Below are 15,227 nucleotides of genomic sequence, written 5' to 3' on the forward strand. Positions count from 1 at the left end.
ATTAATTGCCCAAACCCAACTCATATGAGAAAACTAACCCAACCCGCACTTTTGGTAGCGCTAGGTGTCTCGGTCAGTTTTGCGGCGATGGTGCCCAAGGACGGAGAAGAGCTGCTCCCCCTCTCCCGCAAAGCCATTCCGCTTGCTGATACCCTAAAAAAAGACAGCCTCAACTATCCCAAATTCAAAGACCTTCCCCTCAAGCCGGAGCGGGAGGTGAAGTTTACGGCCAAAGAAGGCACCTGGATGAGCATCGACGTGAGTCCCGACGGCAAGACGCTGGCCTTTGACCTCATGGGCGACATCTACACCATCCCCATCGAGGGCGGCAAAGCCACACCGATCACGACGGGAATCGCCTATGAAACGCATCCCAGATTTTCACCTGACGGAGACAAGATCCTCTTCACCTCCGACCGCGCCGGCAGCGACAACCTCTGGTACATAGACCAGGCAAAAAAGGACACCGTCCAGGTCACCAAGGACAAAAACGGCGACGTGCCCGGAGCCCACTGGACTCCTGACGGCGAGTACATCATCGTCGCAAAAGGCAGACGAATCACCAAGCTCTGGATGTACCACAAGGACGGCGGCGGCGGGATCCAGCTCAACGAAAACCCGAGCTCGATGAAGACCATCGATCCTTTCGTGAGTCCGGATGGAAAGAAAATCTACTTTTCGCAGCGAAACGGCTCCTGGAACTACAATGCCCTCTTGCCCCAGTATCAGATCGGCACCTATGATTTTGAAAAAGGAGAGCTCTCGACCATCACCTCCCGCTATGGCTCGGCTTTCACCCCTACGCTGAGCAAAGACGGACAATGGATGGTCTATGGCACCCGCTGGGAAGACAAGACCGGCCTGGTGCTCAGAAACCTGAAAACCGGCGAGGAAAAATGGCTGGCCTATCCCGTCCAGCGTGACGAGCAGGAATCCATCGCCCCCCAAGGCGTGCTTCCCGCGATGGCTTTCACACCCGACAGCAAAAACATCATCGCCTCCTACGGGGGCAAAATCTGGAAACTCTCCGTGGACGGAACAGCGCCAGCCGAGATCCCCTTCGAAGCCGACGTCAAGCTGGCCATGGGCCCGCGACTCTACTTCAACTACGAGATCAAAGACACCACTGCCAGGCTGGCCACGCAGATCCGTGACGCTGTCCCTTCTCCTGACGGGAAAAAACTGGCCTTCACCGCGCTTAACAGGCTTTACGTGATGGACTATCCAGACGGTGCCCCCAAGCGTGTCACCACCAACGAATTTACCGAGGCGATGCCATCCTGGAGTCCTGACGGCACCCAGCTGGTCTTCACCACCTGGGAGGAAAAAAACGGCGGGCATCTCTACAAGGCCTCGCTTGCGGGCAGAGGCTCGGTCAGCCGATTGACCAACGAGTCTTCCCTGTACTACTCTCCGATCTGGGGGCCAAACAACAGAATCCTGGTTTACAAGGGTTCAAACCGGCTGCTGCAAGAGGCTGAGGGGCCTGGTATAAGTGGAGCGGAAGCCATTTTGGCTTGGATCCCGGCCTCGGGAGGTTCTTTCAGAAAAGTCATGGACGCAGGCAACTACGGCAATCCGCATTTCACCAACGACTCCAGCAGAATTTTCCTAAACGGCCCAGGCGGTGCCCTGCTGAGTGTGAAGTGGGACGGCACGGACGAGAAGGTCTACGCCAAAATCACCGGCATCACGCCCTTTGGCTCGGTCGCCGATCCCCATGCAGGCCATGACCATGCGAACGCAGAAGAGTTTTCCACCGTCCGCTACGTGATGGGCAAGCCGATCTCCAATGCAGACGCGGTGAACTATTGCATGCTGCCGCAAAGCGCCGGTGCCCAAGAGCCCCAAATGATGCCGGCAAGCGCCAGCACCATCTACATGGCCCCAGTCGGCAACAAGGCTTTGGCCCAAGTCAACAACAACGTCTACGTAGTGACCATCCCGGTCGCCGGCAAAGTACCGACCATCAACGTCGCCGATCCCTCCAGCAGCAATTTCCCTTCCCGCCAGCTCACCGAGATCGGAGGAGAATGGCCAGCTTGGGAGGCAGATGGAAAAAAAGTCCACTGGTCACTGGGAAATGGACACTGGGTCTATGACATCGACCGGGCACAGTACATCGAAGACTCTGTGAAGGCTGCGAAAAAAGCCAAGACCCTTGCCGACGCAGACAGTGTGGCGACTTTGAAAGCCAAGGGAGAGGATGCGGTAAAGCTCGCTGACTCGCTGGCCAAAGCGGATAAAAAGCGCATTGACTCCCTCTTCAAAGCGGACAAGGAAAAATTCAAGGCCGACAGCATTCACAAGGCCAAGCTGAAGGAAAAGGAAAGCTACAAGCCCGATGAAAAGCAGGTCAAAGTGTACTTTGCCAAAGACACCCCTGCGGGGAGCATCTTGCTGAAAAACGCCCGAATCGTCACCATGAAGGGGGCGGAAGTCATAGAGAATGGCGACATCCTCATCGAAAACAACCGAATCAAGGCAGTCGGTGCCACCGGCTCCCTAGACGCGGGCAATGCCAAGGTCATCGACGCTTCCGGCAAGACGATCACCCCAGGCTTCATCGATACCCATGCACACATGTGGCCGACCTGGGGTCTGCACAAGAACACCGTGTGGATCTATGCAGCCAACCTAGCCTACGGCGTGACCACCACCCGTGATCCGCAGACTGCCACTACCGATGTCCTGACCTATGGCGACATGGTCGAGGCTGGCATGGTACCCGGCCCACGTGTCTACTCCACCGGTCCCGGTGTAGGCTACTGGATGTACAACATGAAGTCGCTCGACCAGACCAAAAATGTCCTCAAGCAGTACAGCAAGTATTACAACACCCAGTACATCAAAATGTACCTGGTCGGCAACCGCCAGCATCGCCAGTGGGTCATCATGGCTGCCAAGGAGCAAGAACTCATGCCTACGACAGAAGGTGGATTGGATTACAAGCTGAATATGACCCAGCTCTTTGACGGCTATCCTGGCCATGAGCATGCCATCCCCATCTACCCGCTGTACAGCGACGTGACCCAGACCATTGCGGAAAGCAAGATGGCCTACACCCCGACCCTGCTGGTAGCCTACGGCGGCCCATGGGCCGAAAACTTCTACTACACCACCGAAAGTCCACTCCACGATCCCAAGCTGAACCGCTTCACTCCCTACAACGAGATGAACTCCAAAGCCCGACGTCGCGCAGGAAGCCTAGGCGGCTGGTTTGCACCCGAGGACCATGTCTTCCAAAAGCATGCGAAAGGTGTCAATTCCGTCGTATCCCAAGGAGGACTGGCTGGAGTGGGCTCCCATGGACAGCTACAGGGACTGGGCTATCACTGGGAACTTTGGTCTGTGGCCAGCGGCGGCATGAGCAACCTGGACGCGATCAAGACCGCTACCATTCTCGGAGCGGAAGCCTTGGGACTGGATCAGGAGCTGGGCAGCATCGAAGCGGGGAAACTCGCCGACCTCGTGATCATGGAAAGAAACCCGCTGGAAAATATCCGAAATACCAACTCCATCACCCATGTCGTGAAAAACGGCCGGGTGTATGACGGAAATACCCTGGATGAAATCCTGCCCACTCCCCGCAAGCTGGATGTGAGCTCCTGGACGAAAGAAGCCCCAACGGTCAATACCGCTGTGATGGATTGATCCCGAGCTAGCCAAATGCAAAAAATAGAGGCTGCCCCGATCTGGGGCAGCCTCTTTCTATTTGGAAGGCAAGAGACGACTCTGTCAGGGGGAACCTACAGTCCAAATCTATACTGCAACCCTCCGATGAACTGGACGCGCGAAGCGAGAAAGCCATATTCGGCACGCAGCATAAAATGCTTATTGAGCTGATACTGGCTTCCGACGATGAAGTTCCACATATCGGCAGGCCGCTTGTCCATGGAATACTGCACGGTAGAGTTGGCAACGTTGCTGAGCGCACCGTCCGCGGCGACCAAAAACTCGCTGGCAGTTCCCAGGACTTGGTTGGCCTTGTTGTATTTGGCCTTGTTGATCGGGTTGTTTTGCTGGGCATCGCTGAGGCCGTTCCACCACGCATCCACGTTTCCTTGGGCGGTCTCCACCTTTTCCATGCCACTCTCCACTCGGCTACCCCAGCCCGAGGTGTCAAACACCTCATCCAAGGCAATTGATCCGACGGTTTCGGAATTGAGCTTCACACGGAATCCACCCACCCAAACCGCGATGTTCTGCTCTGGCTTTTTCAGGTTAAAGCGCTTTCCAAATCTCGGCCCGAAGACAAAAGTCTTGGCGGGCTTGTTCAGCTGGGGCACGTCGGTCCAAGCCACGTTCATATCCAAAGCCATAAATCCCCCGCCAATACCAATCGTCGGGGTCATTCCCAAGCCAAAACTGGTTGCGTTGAACTCGATCAGGGTGTTCGCCGAGAGGACTTCATTGAAGTTATTTTCAGCATCCGGCAGATAAACCCCAAAGCCAACTTCGGTGGATGCCTGGGATTTGCCGAGGATGCCGTACACGTTGAGGAAAGGGAAAAGCCACACATCCGGACGCACGGTGACCGAGCTCGCCCTAGCCCTGGCCACGTCAAAACGCACGATCTCGTCCACGTTTACCATCTGGCTTCCGTTGAAGCCTATGGACATGTTGTCAATGATCAGGTCGGATTCCTGCCAAAAAACCTGCATGCTGACCCCTGCGGAGTAGGGCAACTCAAAGCCCAAGCCGGCAGCCTTGTCCCCCAGAATAGGCAGGGCGTAGGGGTACTCGGCCATCTTGACGCTGTCTATGATTCTTTCCTTTTTCTCCCCAACCTCCCTGTTGGAAAAAACCTGAGCCCGGGCGCTGCCCAAGAAAAATGCAAGAACAAATCCGAGTAAAAGTATTCGTCTCATAAGCGGTGTGTAGATTTAGTTGGCAGTAAACAATATAGACCAAACCAAAGGTATATCGGCTCGTTGCCATAATTCATGACGAAAGTCATTTTTGAAATCTGTGAAATCGATGAAATTTTGGCTTTCTGACCGCCTTTTGAGCCTTTGGACTGGGCAGGGCAAAAACCGATTTTGACAAAATCTCTTTAACTTAAAGCTACCATCAAACTTCCCCGATGTATGAAAAAGCCAGCATTCCTCTTCCTTTTTTGCCTCAGCATCATGGCTGCTGCCAGCGCACAGCAGACCGACCCCGAAAAGCTACAGCAGGCAGTAGACACCAAAACCTTCGTATTTGAGGGACGGCAAGCGTCGGGCGTGCGGGGAAGGATGATCCAGCTCGACCCGGGCTATACGCTGGAGGTGAGCCCGGAAAAAGTGACCGGAAACCTGCCCTTCTTTGGCAGGTCCTATCAAGGCACTCCCGGAAGTACGGACATCGGCCTGAAGTTTGATTTTTCCGAATTTGACTACAGTGTAAAACCGCGAAAAAAGGGAGGCTGGGACATCACCATCGAGCCCAAGGAGTCCAGCGACGTACGCTCCGTCTTCCTCACCATCCAGTCCAAAGGCAACGCTTCCCTCAGGGTGACCAGCAACAGCAAGGAGCCCATGTCCTACACCGGGTTCATCAAATAAGGCCCTTCGCCTCAGTGGTGGGTGTGGTGCTCTCCCTTGAGCAGGACGCAGTCTTCCCGGTCGATTTCCGTCTCGATGGTGTAGTGCTCGAAAGGATGCTTTTTCATGATCCGCTTGAGTTCGTTTTTCACCTCCAGCAAGTCATCCAAGGAGGCAATCGGTTTCAGCTTCACGTGGGTGGTGAAGACATGATGCTCTCCGTCCAGTGACCAGATGTGCGTGTGATGGGTCGATCCCACATGGGGGATCTGGCGGATTTCGGCTTCGATGCCTGACTTATCCACATCTGTAGGCTGGCCTTGGAGGAAAAGAAAAACCGTCTCCTGCAGCCTTTTGGCCACATTCCAGAGGATATAGACCGAGATCAGCAGCGAAAGCGCCGGGTCAAGGTAGGGGCTGGGGTAAAAAAGCAGCACGACTGACACGATCAACACAGCCACCCAGCCCAGCACGTCCTCGACCAAATGCCAAGAGATCACCCGCTCGTTCAGCGTCTTGCCCTTGCTCAGCTTCCAAGCCGCGTAGCCATTGACCGCCACGCCGAGGATGGCGAAGTAGAGCATCCCCTGCGCATCGGATTCTTCGGGGCTCAGTATTCTCAAAATGGCTTCCCTGATCACAAAGACCGACCCCAAAATCAGCACGATCGCGTTGATCAGCGCACCCAACAGGGAAAACCGGCGGTAGCCAAAGGAATAGGAATCGGTGGCCTTTTTCTTAGAGAGACGATCCAGGTACCAAGATGTGCCCAGCGAGAGCGAGTCCCCCAGGTCATGCACCGCGTCGGATACGATGGAGACACTGTTCACATACCAGCCCCCTACCAGTTCGATGATGGTAAAGGCCAGATTGAGAAAGAAGGCCGTCTTCAGGCTCTTTCCCGAATCGTGGTGATGATGGTGGTGATGGTCATGCGACATGATTCTAAAGATAGCGCCTTTTCAAAACCAGCCGATTTCTGCACCCGCATTGCAGAAGGAGGGTTTAACTTACGAAGAACCCTCCAAGGGTTTCGAACCCTTGGAGGGTTATCGCTGATGACTTCTTGGAGCGTTGGTTTTTTCCGAATACTCAAAATACCAGCGGCAAAATCTACCGCATAGGAGGCGGCGGGGTCTTTTTTCTCCTCAAGAGCCAAAAAAGCAAGACCCCAAAAAAGAGCACAAAGGGCCAGAGATTGATCAGAAACACCACAAACCATTGCAGGTTTTCCCAGCCGGCTCCGATTCCCTCGGTTGCCTTTTTCAGAAAGCCAAACTCCCTAGCTTCCTCCACATAAAACGAAACGGTGAGCGTACTGAGCGCCACCCGATCTCCCAGGTAGTTGAGCCGTCCCTGCATGGATTCGACTTCCCCTCGCACATTGGCCAGCTCACGCTCCAGGCCAAGGATCTCCTCCACGTTGCGAGCCTGCTTCAGCAGCTCCATGTACCGGGTTTCCAGCTCTTTTTTGGTCTTCAGCCGGGCTTCCACATCGATGTACTGCTCCGTCACGTCTTCGCTACGGATGTTCATACTCTCTATGTGGACTGCGTGGGACTGGATCTTTTGCAGCAGTCCATCGAGCTGATCGGAGGGAATACGCACGCTCATGCGCCGTTCGGTTCGCTCCCCGTAGCTGTCGGATGACTCGTTTGAGATATAGCCTTTGGATGCGGACACCTCGTTTCGAAGAAAAGTGCTCGTCTCTTGGATATCGCTGCACTCAAAGTAGATCTCCCCTTCCCTGATCACCTTCCGCTCCGCGAGCGGCATCTCTTCACCAGACTGACCTGACTGGGCCGGATCTGCCACCTCTTCAAAAGAAGCAACCGATTCCACCGCTAGATCGGTGCTGTTTTGCGTGCCGCACGCAGCGACAATAAATCCGAAAAGGATGGGTAGCTTGAGCAAAAGGAGTTTCATAGCCGGAATCTATAAAAAAGTAAAACGCCAAAGACGGGGGTTTGTGACGAGAAGGAGATAAAATTTAACGGGTCACCGATCCAGCCACCCTTTCAGATCACCCACCTTCTCGCGGCTGACCAGGATGTCATGGTCTGCACAGTTGCTGAGCTTGACCTTCAGGCGGCTGTTGGAGTAGGTCAGGACTTCCTCGACGGCATCGACTTTGGCGAGGTACTTTCGGTTGAGACGGAAGAAAAGCGCAGGGTCCACCTGGCTCTCGACCTGCTCCAGCGTGGAGTCTAGGACGTATTTTTTCCCGGCAAAAGTCTGCAAAAAAGTCACCCGCTCCTCGCTGTGGAAGAAAGCCACCTCCTCCACCGGGACGCTTTGGATCTTTTCGCCGAAGCGCACCAGAAAGCGGTTTTTGAACACCTTCCTCTCCGGCTGGAGCAGTCCCTTTAGCAAGTCCAAATCCAGCACCGGCTTCACCTGCCGGGACTTAAACTTATCCACAGCCCGTTCCAAGTCGACGGGATCGATGGGCTTGAGCAGGTAGTCGATGGCGTTGACTTGGAAGGCCCGGATCGCGTATTGGTCATAGGCGGTGGTGAAGATCACCGGAGCCGAAACGTTCACTTTCTCAAAAATCTCGAAGCTGATCCCATCCGCGAGCTGTATGTCGCAAAAGATGAGGTCGGGCGCGGCATTTTCCCCAAACCAGCGCAAAGCCTTGGTGACCGTGTCGAGGTTTTCCCCAAAATGCACCTCCGGAAAATGGCCGGCGAGCAGCCTTTCCAATCGGGTCGCGGCTGGTTTTTCGTCTTCGATGATCAGGATCTTCATTGCTGTAGGATGAGTAGGGGCAGTTTGACGAGGTACTCGTGTTCGGCCTGGATCACCTCCGGCTGGGCCTTGCTGAGAAGGAGGTAGCGTGAGCGGATATTGTTCAGCCCGACGCCGGTCGAGGGCTCACTCTGGCTGGATTTGGGCTGGAACGTGTTGCTTATCCACAGCTCCCCTTCTTTTTGGAGGATGTGGATAAAGAGCGGATTGTCGGTCGAGGCGATGTTATGCTTGATGGCGTTTTCGAGCAAAAGCTGCAGGGAGAGCGGCGGCAAAAAGAAGCCCTGCGGCGAAGGTACCTTGATGGCGAAGTTCAGGTTTTCGCCAAAACGGATTTTCTGAAGCTCCAGAAAGTTGCGCGCGAAGTCCAGCTCCCTATCCAAGCTGACCAGCTCCTCCTGCTGCACCTCCAGCACATAGCGGTAGATGCGGGAGAGTTTTTGGATAAAAGCCGCCGAGCGGTCGGCGTCCTCATAGACGAGATTGGAAAGCGTGTTCAGGGAATTGAAGAGAAAATGCGGATTGAGCTGGTCTTTGAGGCTTTGGTTTTGGCTGGCGAGCTTTTCGGAGCGCAGCTGCTCTGCCTCGATGGCGGACTTTCTCCACTCCAAAAGCCAAGACCTGCTGGTGAAGATCGCCATAAACACCAACGCGATGTACATGGGCGTGAGACTAAATCGCAAGAGGTAGTCCCAGGGGATCTGGTCTAGGGAAAATCTCGTGAGCAGCCAGTAGTAGACAAAGACCACCACAAAGCTGACGGCAAAAGCATAGGCTAGGTACAAGCCAGTGGTGAGCAAGAGACGCCTCACCGGACTGTGCACCCAAGACATCCTGGCATCCAGAAAATGCTCTACCCGGCTGCCGCCAAAGCTCAACAGGGAAGAGATGGTGAATGAAAACAGGAAGTCGGGAACCATTCCCTTGATACCTTCCCAAGACAAGAAGCAGGGAGCACAGAACACCAATTGGAGGCTGAGGGCGATGCCGAGGTTGATCAGGATAAACTTCTTGGTATCGTACCAGAAATCGCTCTGCCCTCGGCAGGCTGGGTCAACGGTCGTTGCAGTCATGTCGGAAGATAGGAAAAAGGGTTTTCAAAATTGTCAACGGTCGACAGACCACTGTCCACGGATTAGACAACAACTCCAGTCCCAGGCCGGTGCAGGAGACTGGAGTTGGCCTAGTGAGCTGAAGCAATCACTTGCAGGCACCGGCCACCTGCTCGGCTTGGCCTTTGCCCCAGGTAGGAAGGATGTAGTCTTCGCCTACCTTGGTCTCTTCCTTGGCATAGAGATCGAGGGCATTTCTTGCCAGGCCGCAGGCTTTCTCCGGCCCAGAGCCAAAGAAGCGGGCCATGCCCTGCTCCATCTGCGACATGAGCATCAGGGCACGGGGATTTTCCCGATCCAGGTTGATGGCTTTGCCGAAAAGCTGCATCGCTTGGGGACTCATGCTCTGGCCGCGGGAGGCTGGGTCGATCGAAATTTTTCCCATGACCACGTAGCCTTTCATGGCGGTGATTTCGGAATTATCCACAGCGATTTTCTCGGCTTTTTCTACCAAAGCCATTGCCTGGTCGAGGTATTGGTCTTTGCTGACATCAAATCGGAAAGCAGCCGTAGTCTGCAAATAGGCGGCGTAGTAGAGTGGCAGCCACTCTTCGGGCTTGGCCTCGGCGATGCGGAGAAAGGCGTTGGTCACGGCCTGGGACTCCTCCAGCGTGCGGATGGTTTTCATGGCATTGACCTGTTTTTTCATGGCGTTTTCATAGGCCGGATCGGAGCAGAAAGCGGAGAAGATGAAGGCAAAAGCCAAGGCGAGGGTTGTGGATAACTTTTTCATGGTATGGAGATTAGAGGTTGTTTAGCATGTTTGCGTTTTTGTCTTTGGAGAGGGTCAGGAATACACCGAGCACGATGAAGCGCGGTGCGGACTGCTGGATAGGCAGGGAAGCGTAGTGTCCGACCTCGTCGGGTCGTGCCGTGTAGGTGTATCCGAAAATATTGTCGGCACCGAGCACATTGGTGACTGCGCCGTGGATGATCAGGTTGGGCTTGGGAAGGTAGCTCCAGCTGAGGCTGAGGTTTTGGTAGGCTTGTGTCTTGGAGTTCATCTCACCGGACAGATTGGGGTTGGTGTAGGCATAGCCGTCATTGAAGGAAAAGGAGGCACCGATCTGGGACTTCAGCGAGGAGACGAAGTGCTTCACCACCACCGAGAAGTTGTGCTTGGGCGCAAAGTCCGGCTGGACCTGGGTCACGTATTGGTGGTAGCTGCGTTTGCTGTCCACAAAGCTGTAGGTGATCCAGTAGTCGGTGTTTTTCAGGCTTTTTCGGTCACGAAAAAAGACATCAAAACCCTTCGCATAGCCCTCGCCGCCATTTTGCAGCAGGCTGGGACTTTGTGGATTTCCCTCGAAAAGAACCAGATCCTCATAAGATTTATAAAAGGTCTCGGCACGAAAGGTGATGCCCTCAGCTTGCAGCAGGTAGTTCAATATCAGGTGCTTGGCCTGGGAGTTTTGCAGATTCGGATTCAAAACACGGAAGTTATCCACAGGCAATTGGTGGAAGCTACCGGCCGCAAGCGAGAGCGTCCCGTTTTCCGAAACCTGGTAGGCCAAGGAAGCCCGGGGATCGAGCCAGCTCTTTTCCGCCAGGGAAGAATAGCCGCCACGCAGTCCGCCACGAAGGACAAACTTCCGGCTCAGGTACCAATCCCACTCGGTGAAGAGGTAGCTTTCCCTGTCGTCAAAACTCCGGCTGAGTTCGGATCGGACCAGCTTTTCAGAGTAGGAGTGGGCGAAAAGCTCTGCCCCGCTTTTGGCGGAAAGCCGACCGGAAAAGTCCTTGACGGCGGTGAATTTGAAATGGCTGAGGTCGTTTCTTCGATCCACGGCTACCGAGTCATAGCTTACCTGGTCTCTATTGTGGGAATAGGATGCGCCCGCAAATAGCGTCCAACCCTGCTCGTAGGCCTTTCTCCAGTTGGTCTGGGCGTAGGAATAGCTGTTTTTCAGGTTGACCAAGACGCCTTTTCCGTCGATTCCCGGCATGGCCTGCCAGAGTTCCATCGCGCCGGCCTCGGTGCGCGCGAGGACTTTCAGCAGGCCGCCCTTTTTCAGCTTGCTCTGGGCGGCAAGCTCCAGATCCCAGCCATGCGGTGCCCGCTCCCACTCAAAATTCTGCTTGACCAAGGACTGGTAAGGAGCCAGGTCGAGGATATTCCCGCTCAGGGAGATGCTCTGCTTGTCGCTGGCCAGGGTGTGGGAATAGCCCGCGCCCACGGAAAGCACCGAAAGATCGCCTTGGCTCCGGGCGGCGACATCCTTGGTATTCATCGCCAAAGCGGAGGAAAGGGCCTGGCCATACTCGGCCGAATAGCCGCCGGTGGAGAAGAAGGTTCCCTTGAAAAGATTTGGGTTGAAGCGATTGCGGGTGGGGACGTTGGCGGCGGTGGTGCCGTAGGAGTTGGCGACCTTCAGGCCGTCGATGTAGATCCCCACCTCACTGGCATCGCCACCCCTCACAAAAAGGCGTCCGTCGTTTCCCACAGTGCTGGTACCCGGCAAGGTCTGGAAGGCTCCGATGATATCGCCATTGGCAGAGGGCGTGGTCACGATGTCGAGGGGGCGAAGGATCACGGACTTTTTCTCATCCGATGCCTCCATGGCCCCTGCGGAGATGGTCACGGTGTTGAGCTCGTTGAATTCTTCCCGCAGCTGCAGGCTTGGCAGCTTCAGCTCTGATCCGCTGAGCTCGACTTCCAGCTCTTGGGACTCAAACCCCAGCATGCTGAAGATCAGCATCTGCTTGCCGGATTCGCTGGTTTCGAAGCGGAAAGCGCCGTTGCTGTCTGAGCTGCCCCCGTCAAAGCTTCCTTTAATATACACATTGACTCCGGGAAGAGGCTTGGATTTTTCGTCCAGCACGGCTCCGGAAAGAATGGACTGGGCAAAAACAAAGGTTTGGCTGAGGAAAAAGTAGAGGAAAAGTATCAGTCGGATTTTCATTTCGGTTCGTATTTGAACCAAACCTGCCCAAGCTAGCCCAGTCTAAAAACCGAAGGTGACTGAAGTGTCATAAAGTGGGACTGAAATGCAGGCTCCGCTGACTGAACATTTCCTCTGCGAAACACTTTCTAGGCCTATCCACCCCAGATCAGCCAAAATGGAAGCTTTTTTTGACTTCCCTGCTTTCAAAGCCTCCGGATGAAAAATGGGAAGTCGCCGGTTTTTTCTCCAAAAATGGCCGCGTACCCCAATTCCCGAAAAAACCATAAGTCCATTTTTTCATAGACTAAATGCAGAATAATGCCGATTTTATAAAGCCAAAAAGAACAATTAGCCATATATTAAGAAATGGAATCGGCATTTTGCCATCGTTTATTCCACCTGAACTTTTCGCAATGCTATGAAATGAGACCTTTTAAAGGCATTCTTTTCTTCCTTTGGTTCGCACTGTCGACGGGAGGGGCTTTTTCCCAAGAATCCCCTCCGCCGGTAAAAAACGATTCCATCGTCTTGGCGCAGGCCTACATCAACCTGACGCTCACCAAGGAGTTTTTTGAGGGAATGCCCGAAGAGCGTATCAACCGGATTCTGGCCTTTGAGATGGAGGAGTTGGGCTCGATCACCGATCCGGCCTTTTTGGACGACAATGCCGCCTTGTACAATTTTTCGTATTCCCTCCTGTACTACGTCCAGGCCAAGTTTTTCTTCCGTACGAAGTCCGAGATCAGCCGAGACAGGCTCTTGACATGGAAGGAAAGCCTGGAAAAGTCCATCGACTATTTCAACCGCTCCAAGTCCAGGTTACCGGACTTTGAGCAAAACCCCTTTTTTGAACTGATCAAGTTTGAGGAGGCGTCCTATTCGATCTTGCATCGGGAGTTGTTTGAGCTGAAAAGCCTGTTTACACCCTACTTCAACGAGGACATCTACCCGGATTTCAAGCGGATATTCTTGAAGGCAAAAAACTCGGACAGCTTCGAAATCGACTCCCTAGCCTATCTGGCGGCCATTTTCTCGATAGAATTCAACTCGTCCATCGTCGAAAATGACTACAGCGAATACAGCTACGATTTTGGACCGAACACCCTTCCCATCCCTTCGCGCTACAGCCATGCCGAGCGCAACTATGACTACTCCGCCTACGAAAACCCCGTCGGGACGAGCTATCTCCTCGACGATAGGCTGGACCTGATCTCCCGCTATGTCCAGCTGAAACGCCTCGCTTCGACGAGCCACGCCGACGCGCTTTCCCCGTTTCAGAGCTACAGGCTCTACAACTCCTTTCACATCTTCAGAGATGATATCGAGGACAGGCTTTTCCTCGACCAGCTCACCGACGACAGCGACGCCTTCCTCGCCGGGGAGCTCGACCAGGAGGAGCTAGATCGAGTCTATGCGGACCTTAGGGCAAAATTCCCCTATGCGTCCTACGCCACCGCCCAGGCCTATATCAACCTGTCCATCATTCAGGCGAATTTTGAAAGCCAAAGCAACAGCCAGATTGCCTCCGTGCTTGAGTTTCACGAGAAAGAACTCAGGGAAAGCTGGAATTCGGACTTTGCGGAGCAAAATCCCGAGCTCAGCCATTTCACCCAGGCCTTGCTGTACGAAAACCTAAGCCGCCTCCTCTACCGATCGCGAAAAAACATCCTCCGACAAACACTGGTCGAATGGAAAGAGGCGCTGGAAAAGGGCATCGACCACTTCAACCTTTCCCAAACAGATAGCGGCTGGAGCGAAGAAAAGCGCCATTTCCACGAGCTTATCCAGTTCGATTCCGAGGACATCCATGTGCTGGACAGCAGGATCAACGGTCTGAAGTCGGCATTCACGCCCTACTTCAACGAGGATATTTACCCAGATTTTCAGCGCATATTCTACAAAGCAAAAAACGCCGGAGAATATGATTTCGAGGGACTTAAAAGACTTTCCGAGCTCTATTCCATCCGCTTGGACTTGTCGGTATTGGAGAATCGAGGGCCCGAACCGCCAAACTGGGAATTTGACAAAATCACTCAGACCTATGAAATGCTTCCAAAGCTGGATCTGGTTTCGAAGTTTATCCAGTTCAAATACCTCGCCTCCGACCAATTCTCTATCCCTACAGGATTTGACGTGAAGCAGCTTTACGACAGCTACGACGATTTCCTCTTTTCTCTCGGTCAAGAAAACGACGCGTTTGTCATGAGAGAGCTCAATCCGGAAGCGATCGAGGTTCTGTTTTCGCAACTGCAGGAAAAATTTCCGTTTCCTTTTTCGAGAGAATTGGTACTCTCGGAATCTGAAAGTGACGGAGTTGTTGATTTCTTGGAAAATATGCAGGCCGCGCCCGTACGTAGTGCTCTCTTTTTCCCAGAGCTGGCCCCACTGGCTTCGGCAAGCTTGATTAAAAGGAACTTCAAGCCTGAGCTGCGTACGCTTGGGCAGGTGGATGGCTTCCTTCGGAGCAAATTCCTCGCCGCCGGCTACGGGCAGCAGCTCCACTACTACTATGCCTCAGACGGCTATGCGATGACGACCAGTCTGGAAAAGTTTAACCTGGACGGATCAGCGGTGGCGGCTGACAAGCGCTTCGTGAAAAGCCTTGCCGGAGAACAGAAGCTCTCCTACTATGAGATTTTCAAATCCATGTTTTTCGACCTGGAATTCGACTACCGCATGTTTGCGCTGGTCGTGTCATCCAAGGCCACGGTCATGAGCCGCAACGGCATGACGCCCCAGTTTGCAGAGAATCTCATAGCAAACAGCTACGACCAGCTCCCGACTGACCTCCAAAACAAAACCCTAAGCGACAAAACGCTGTCCGTTTTCGTCTACCATTTCCATCTCAACCTGGGCAGCGGCACTGTGGAGCTGGATCTTTCCGGGGAGATCTCGGCGCAGGAGTATCTACGCAAGGCCGGACTGATCGGCATCATCCAATAGGAAAAGGG

The 15,227-nt window shown here is 54.0% G+C and carries 10 protein-coding genes; 3 read left to right on the forward strand and 7 right to left on the reverse strand.

Annotated features, from left to right (window positions below; genetic code table 11):
• Positions 1-24: 24 nt before the first annotated feature.
• Positions 25-3,654 carry an amidohydrolase family protein gene (locus J0A68_RS01650; RefSeq protein WP_206576443.1) on the forward strand — a complete coding sequence of 1,210 codons (3,630 nt, stop codon included), beginning with the start codon at positions 25-27 and terminating at the stop codon, positions 3,652-3,654.
• A 95-nt stretch (positions 3,655-3,749) separates the two neighbouring features.
• On the opposite strand, the gene J0A68_RS01655 is transcribed toward J0A68_RS01650, so the two are convergent.
• Positions 3,750-4,871: a hypothetical protein gene (locus tag J0A68_RS01655; RefSeq protein ID WP_206576444.1), complete on the reverse strand. Its 1,122-nt coding sequence runs from the start codon at positions 4,869-4,871 to the stop codon at positions 3,750-3,752.
• Positions 4,872-5,090: 219 nt separating this feature from the next.
• On the opposite strand from J0A68_RS01655, the gene J0A68_RS01660 reads away from it, so the two are divergent.
• The gene (locus J0A68_RS01660; protein WP_206576445.1) at positions 5,091-5,549 is read left to right on the forward strand and encodes a DUF4251 domain-containing protein; all 459 of its coding nucleotides are present in this window, start codon (positions 5,091-5,093) and stop codon (positions 5,547-5,549) included.
• A gap of 11 nt (positions 5,550-5,560) precedes the next feature.
• Here J0A68_RS01660 and J0A68_RS01665 read toward each other — a convergent pair whose 3' ends face one another.
• The 6 genes from J0A68_RS01665 to J0A68_RS01690 form a co-directional block, all read right to left on the reverse strand.
• Positions 5,561-6,469, reverse strand: coding sequence for a cation diffusion facilitator family transporter (locus J0A68_RS01665; RefSeq protein WP_206576446.1), 909 nt, complete (start codon positions 6,467-6,469; stop codon positions 5,561-5,563).
• A 172-nt stretch (positions 6,470-6,641) separates the two neighbouring features.
• Positions 6,642-7,454, reverse strand: coding sequence for a DUF4349 domain-containing protein (locus tag J0A68_RS01670; RefSeq protein WP_206576447.1), 813 nt, complete (start codon positions 7,452-7,454; stop codon positions 6,642-6,644).
• 72 nt (positions 7,455-7,526) lie between these two features.
• The gene (locus tag J0A68_RS01675; RefSeq protein WP_206576448.1) at positions 7,527-8,279 is read right to left on the reverse strand and encodes a LytR/AlgR family response regulator transcription factor; all 753 of its coding nucleotides are present in this window, start codon (positions 8,277-8,279) and stop codon (positions 7,527-7,529) included.
• Positions 8,276-9,352 carry a sensor histidine kinase gene (locus tag J0A68_RS01680; RefSeq protein WP_206576449.1) on the reverse strand — a complete coding sequence of 359 codons (1,077 nt, stop codon included), beginning with the start codon at positions 9,350-9,352 and terminating at the stop codon, positions 8,276-8,278. Before J0A68_RS01680 ends, J0A68_RS01675 begins: the two co-directional genes overlap by 4 nt.
• A gap of 127 nt (positions 9,353-9,479) precedes the next feature.
• Complete coding sequence (locus tag J0A68_RS01685) at positions 9,480-10,124, reverse strand: hypothetical protein (protein ID WP_206576450.1); 645 nt, start codon at positions 10,122-10,124, stop codon at positions 9,480-9,482.
• A gap of 10 nt (positions 10,125-10,134) precedes the next feature.
• The gene (locus J0A68_RS01690; protein WP_206576451.1) at positions 10,135-12,294 is read right to left on the reverse strand and encodes a TonB-dependent receptor; all 2,160 of its coding nucleotides are present in this window, start codon (positions 12,292-12,294) and stop codon (positions 10,135-10,137) included.
• A gap of 405 nt (positions 12,295-12,699) precedes the next feature.
• On the opposite strand from J0A68_RS01690, the gene J0A68_RS01695 reads away from it, so the two are divergent.
• Entirely contained in the window at positions 12,700-15,219 is a 2,520-nt protein-coding gene (locus J0A68_RS01695) for a hypothetical protein (RefSeq protein ID WP_206576452.1), read from the forward strand.
• Positions 15,220-15,227: the final 8 nt, after the last annotated feature.

Origin of the sequence: Algoriphagus oliviformis (genome assembly GCF_017254915.1) — a bacterium.
GTDB classification, from domain to species: Bacteria; Bacteroidota; Bacteroidia; order Cytophagales; family Cyclobacteriaceae; genus Algoriphagus; species Algoriphagus oliviformis.

Excerpts from the sequence above, each read along its gene's own strand:
- J0A68_RS01670 (WP_206576447.1), bottom strand. The coding sequence starts at position 7,454 with ATGAAACTCCTTTTGCTCAAGCTACCCATCCTTTTCGGATTTATTGTC.
- J0A68_RS01680 (WP_206576449.1), bottom strand. The coding sequence starts at position 9,352 with ATGACTGCAACGACCGTTGACCCAGCCTGCCGAGGGCAGAGCGATTTC.
- J0A68_RS01660 (WP_206576445.1), top strand. The coding sequence starts at position 5,091 with ATGAAAAAGCCAGCATTCCTCTTCCTTTTTTGCCTCAGCATCATGGCT.
- J0A68_RS01650 (WP_206576443.1), top strand. The coding sequence starts at position 25 with ATGAGAAAACTAACCCAACCCGCACTTTTGGTAGCGCTAGGTGTCTCG.
- J0A68_RS01675 (WP_206576448.1), bottom strand. The coding sequence starts at position 8,279 with ATGAAGATCCTGATCATCGAAGACGAAAAACCAGCCGCGACCCGATTG.
- J0A68_RS01665 (WP_206576446.1), bottom strand. The coding sequence starts at position 6,469 with ATGTCGCATGACCATCACCACCATCATCACCACGATTCGGGAAAGAGC.
- J0A68_RS01685 (WP_206576450.1), bottom strand. The coding sequence starts at position 10,124 with ATGAAAAAGTTATCCACAACCCTCGCCTTGGCTTTTGCCTTCATCTTC.
- J0A68_RS01690 (WP_206576451.1), bottom strand. The coding sequence starts at position 12,294 with ATGAAAATCCGACTGATACTTTTCCTCTACTTTTTCCTCAGCCAAACC.
- J0A68_RS01695 (WP_206576452.1), top strand. The coding sequence starts at position 12,700 with ATGAGACCTTTTAAAGGCATTCTTTTCTTCCTTTGGTTCGCACTGTCG.
- J0A68_RS01655 (WP_206576444.1), bottom strand. The coding sequence starts at position 4,871 with ATGAGACGAATACTTTTACTCGGATTTGTTCTTGCATTTTTCTTGGGC.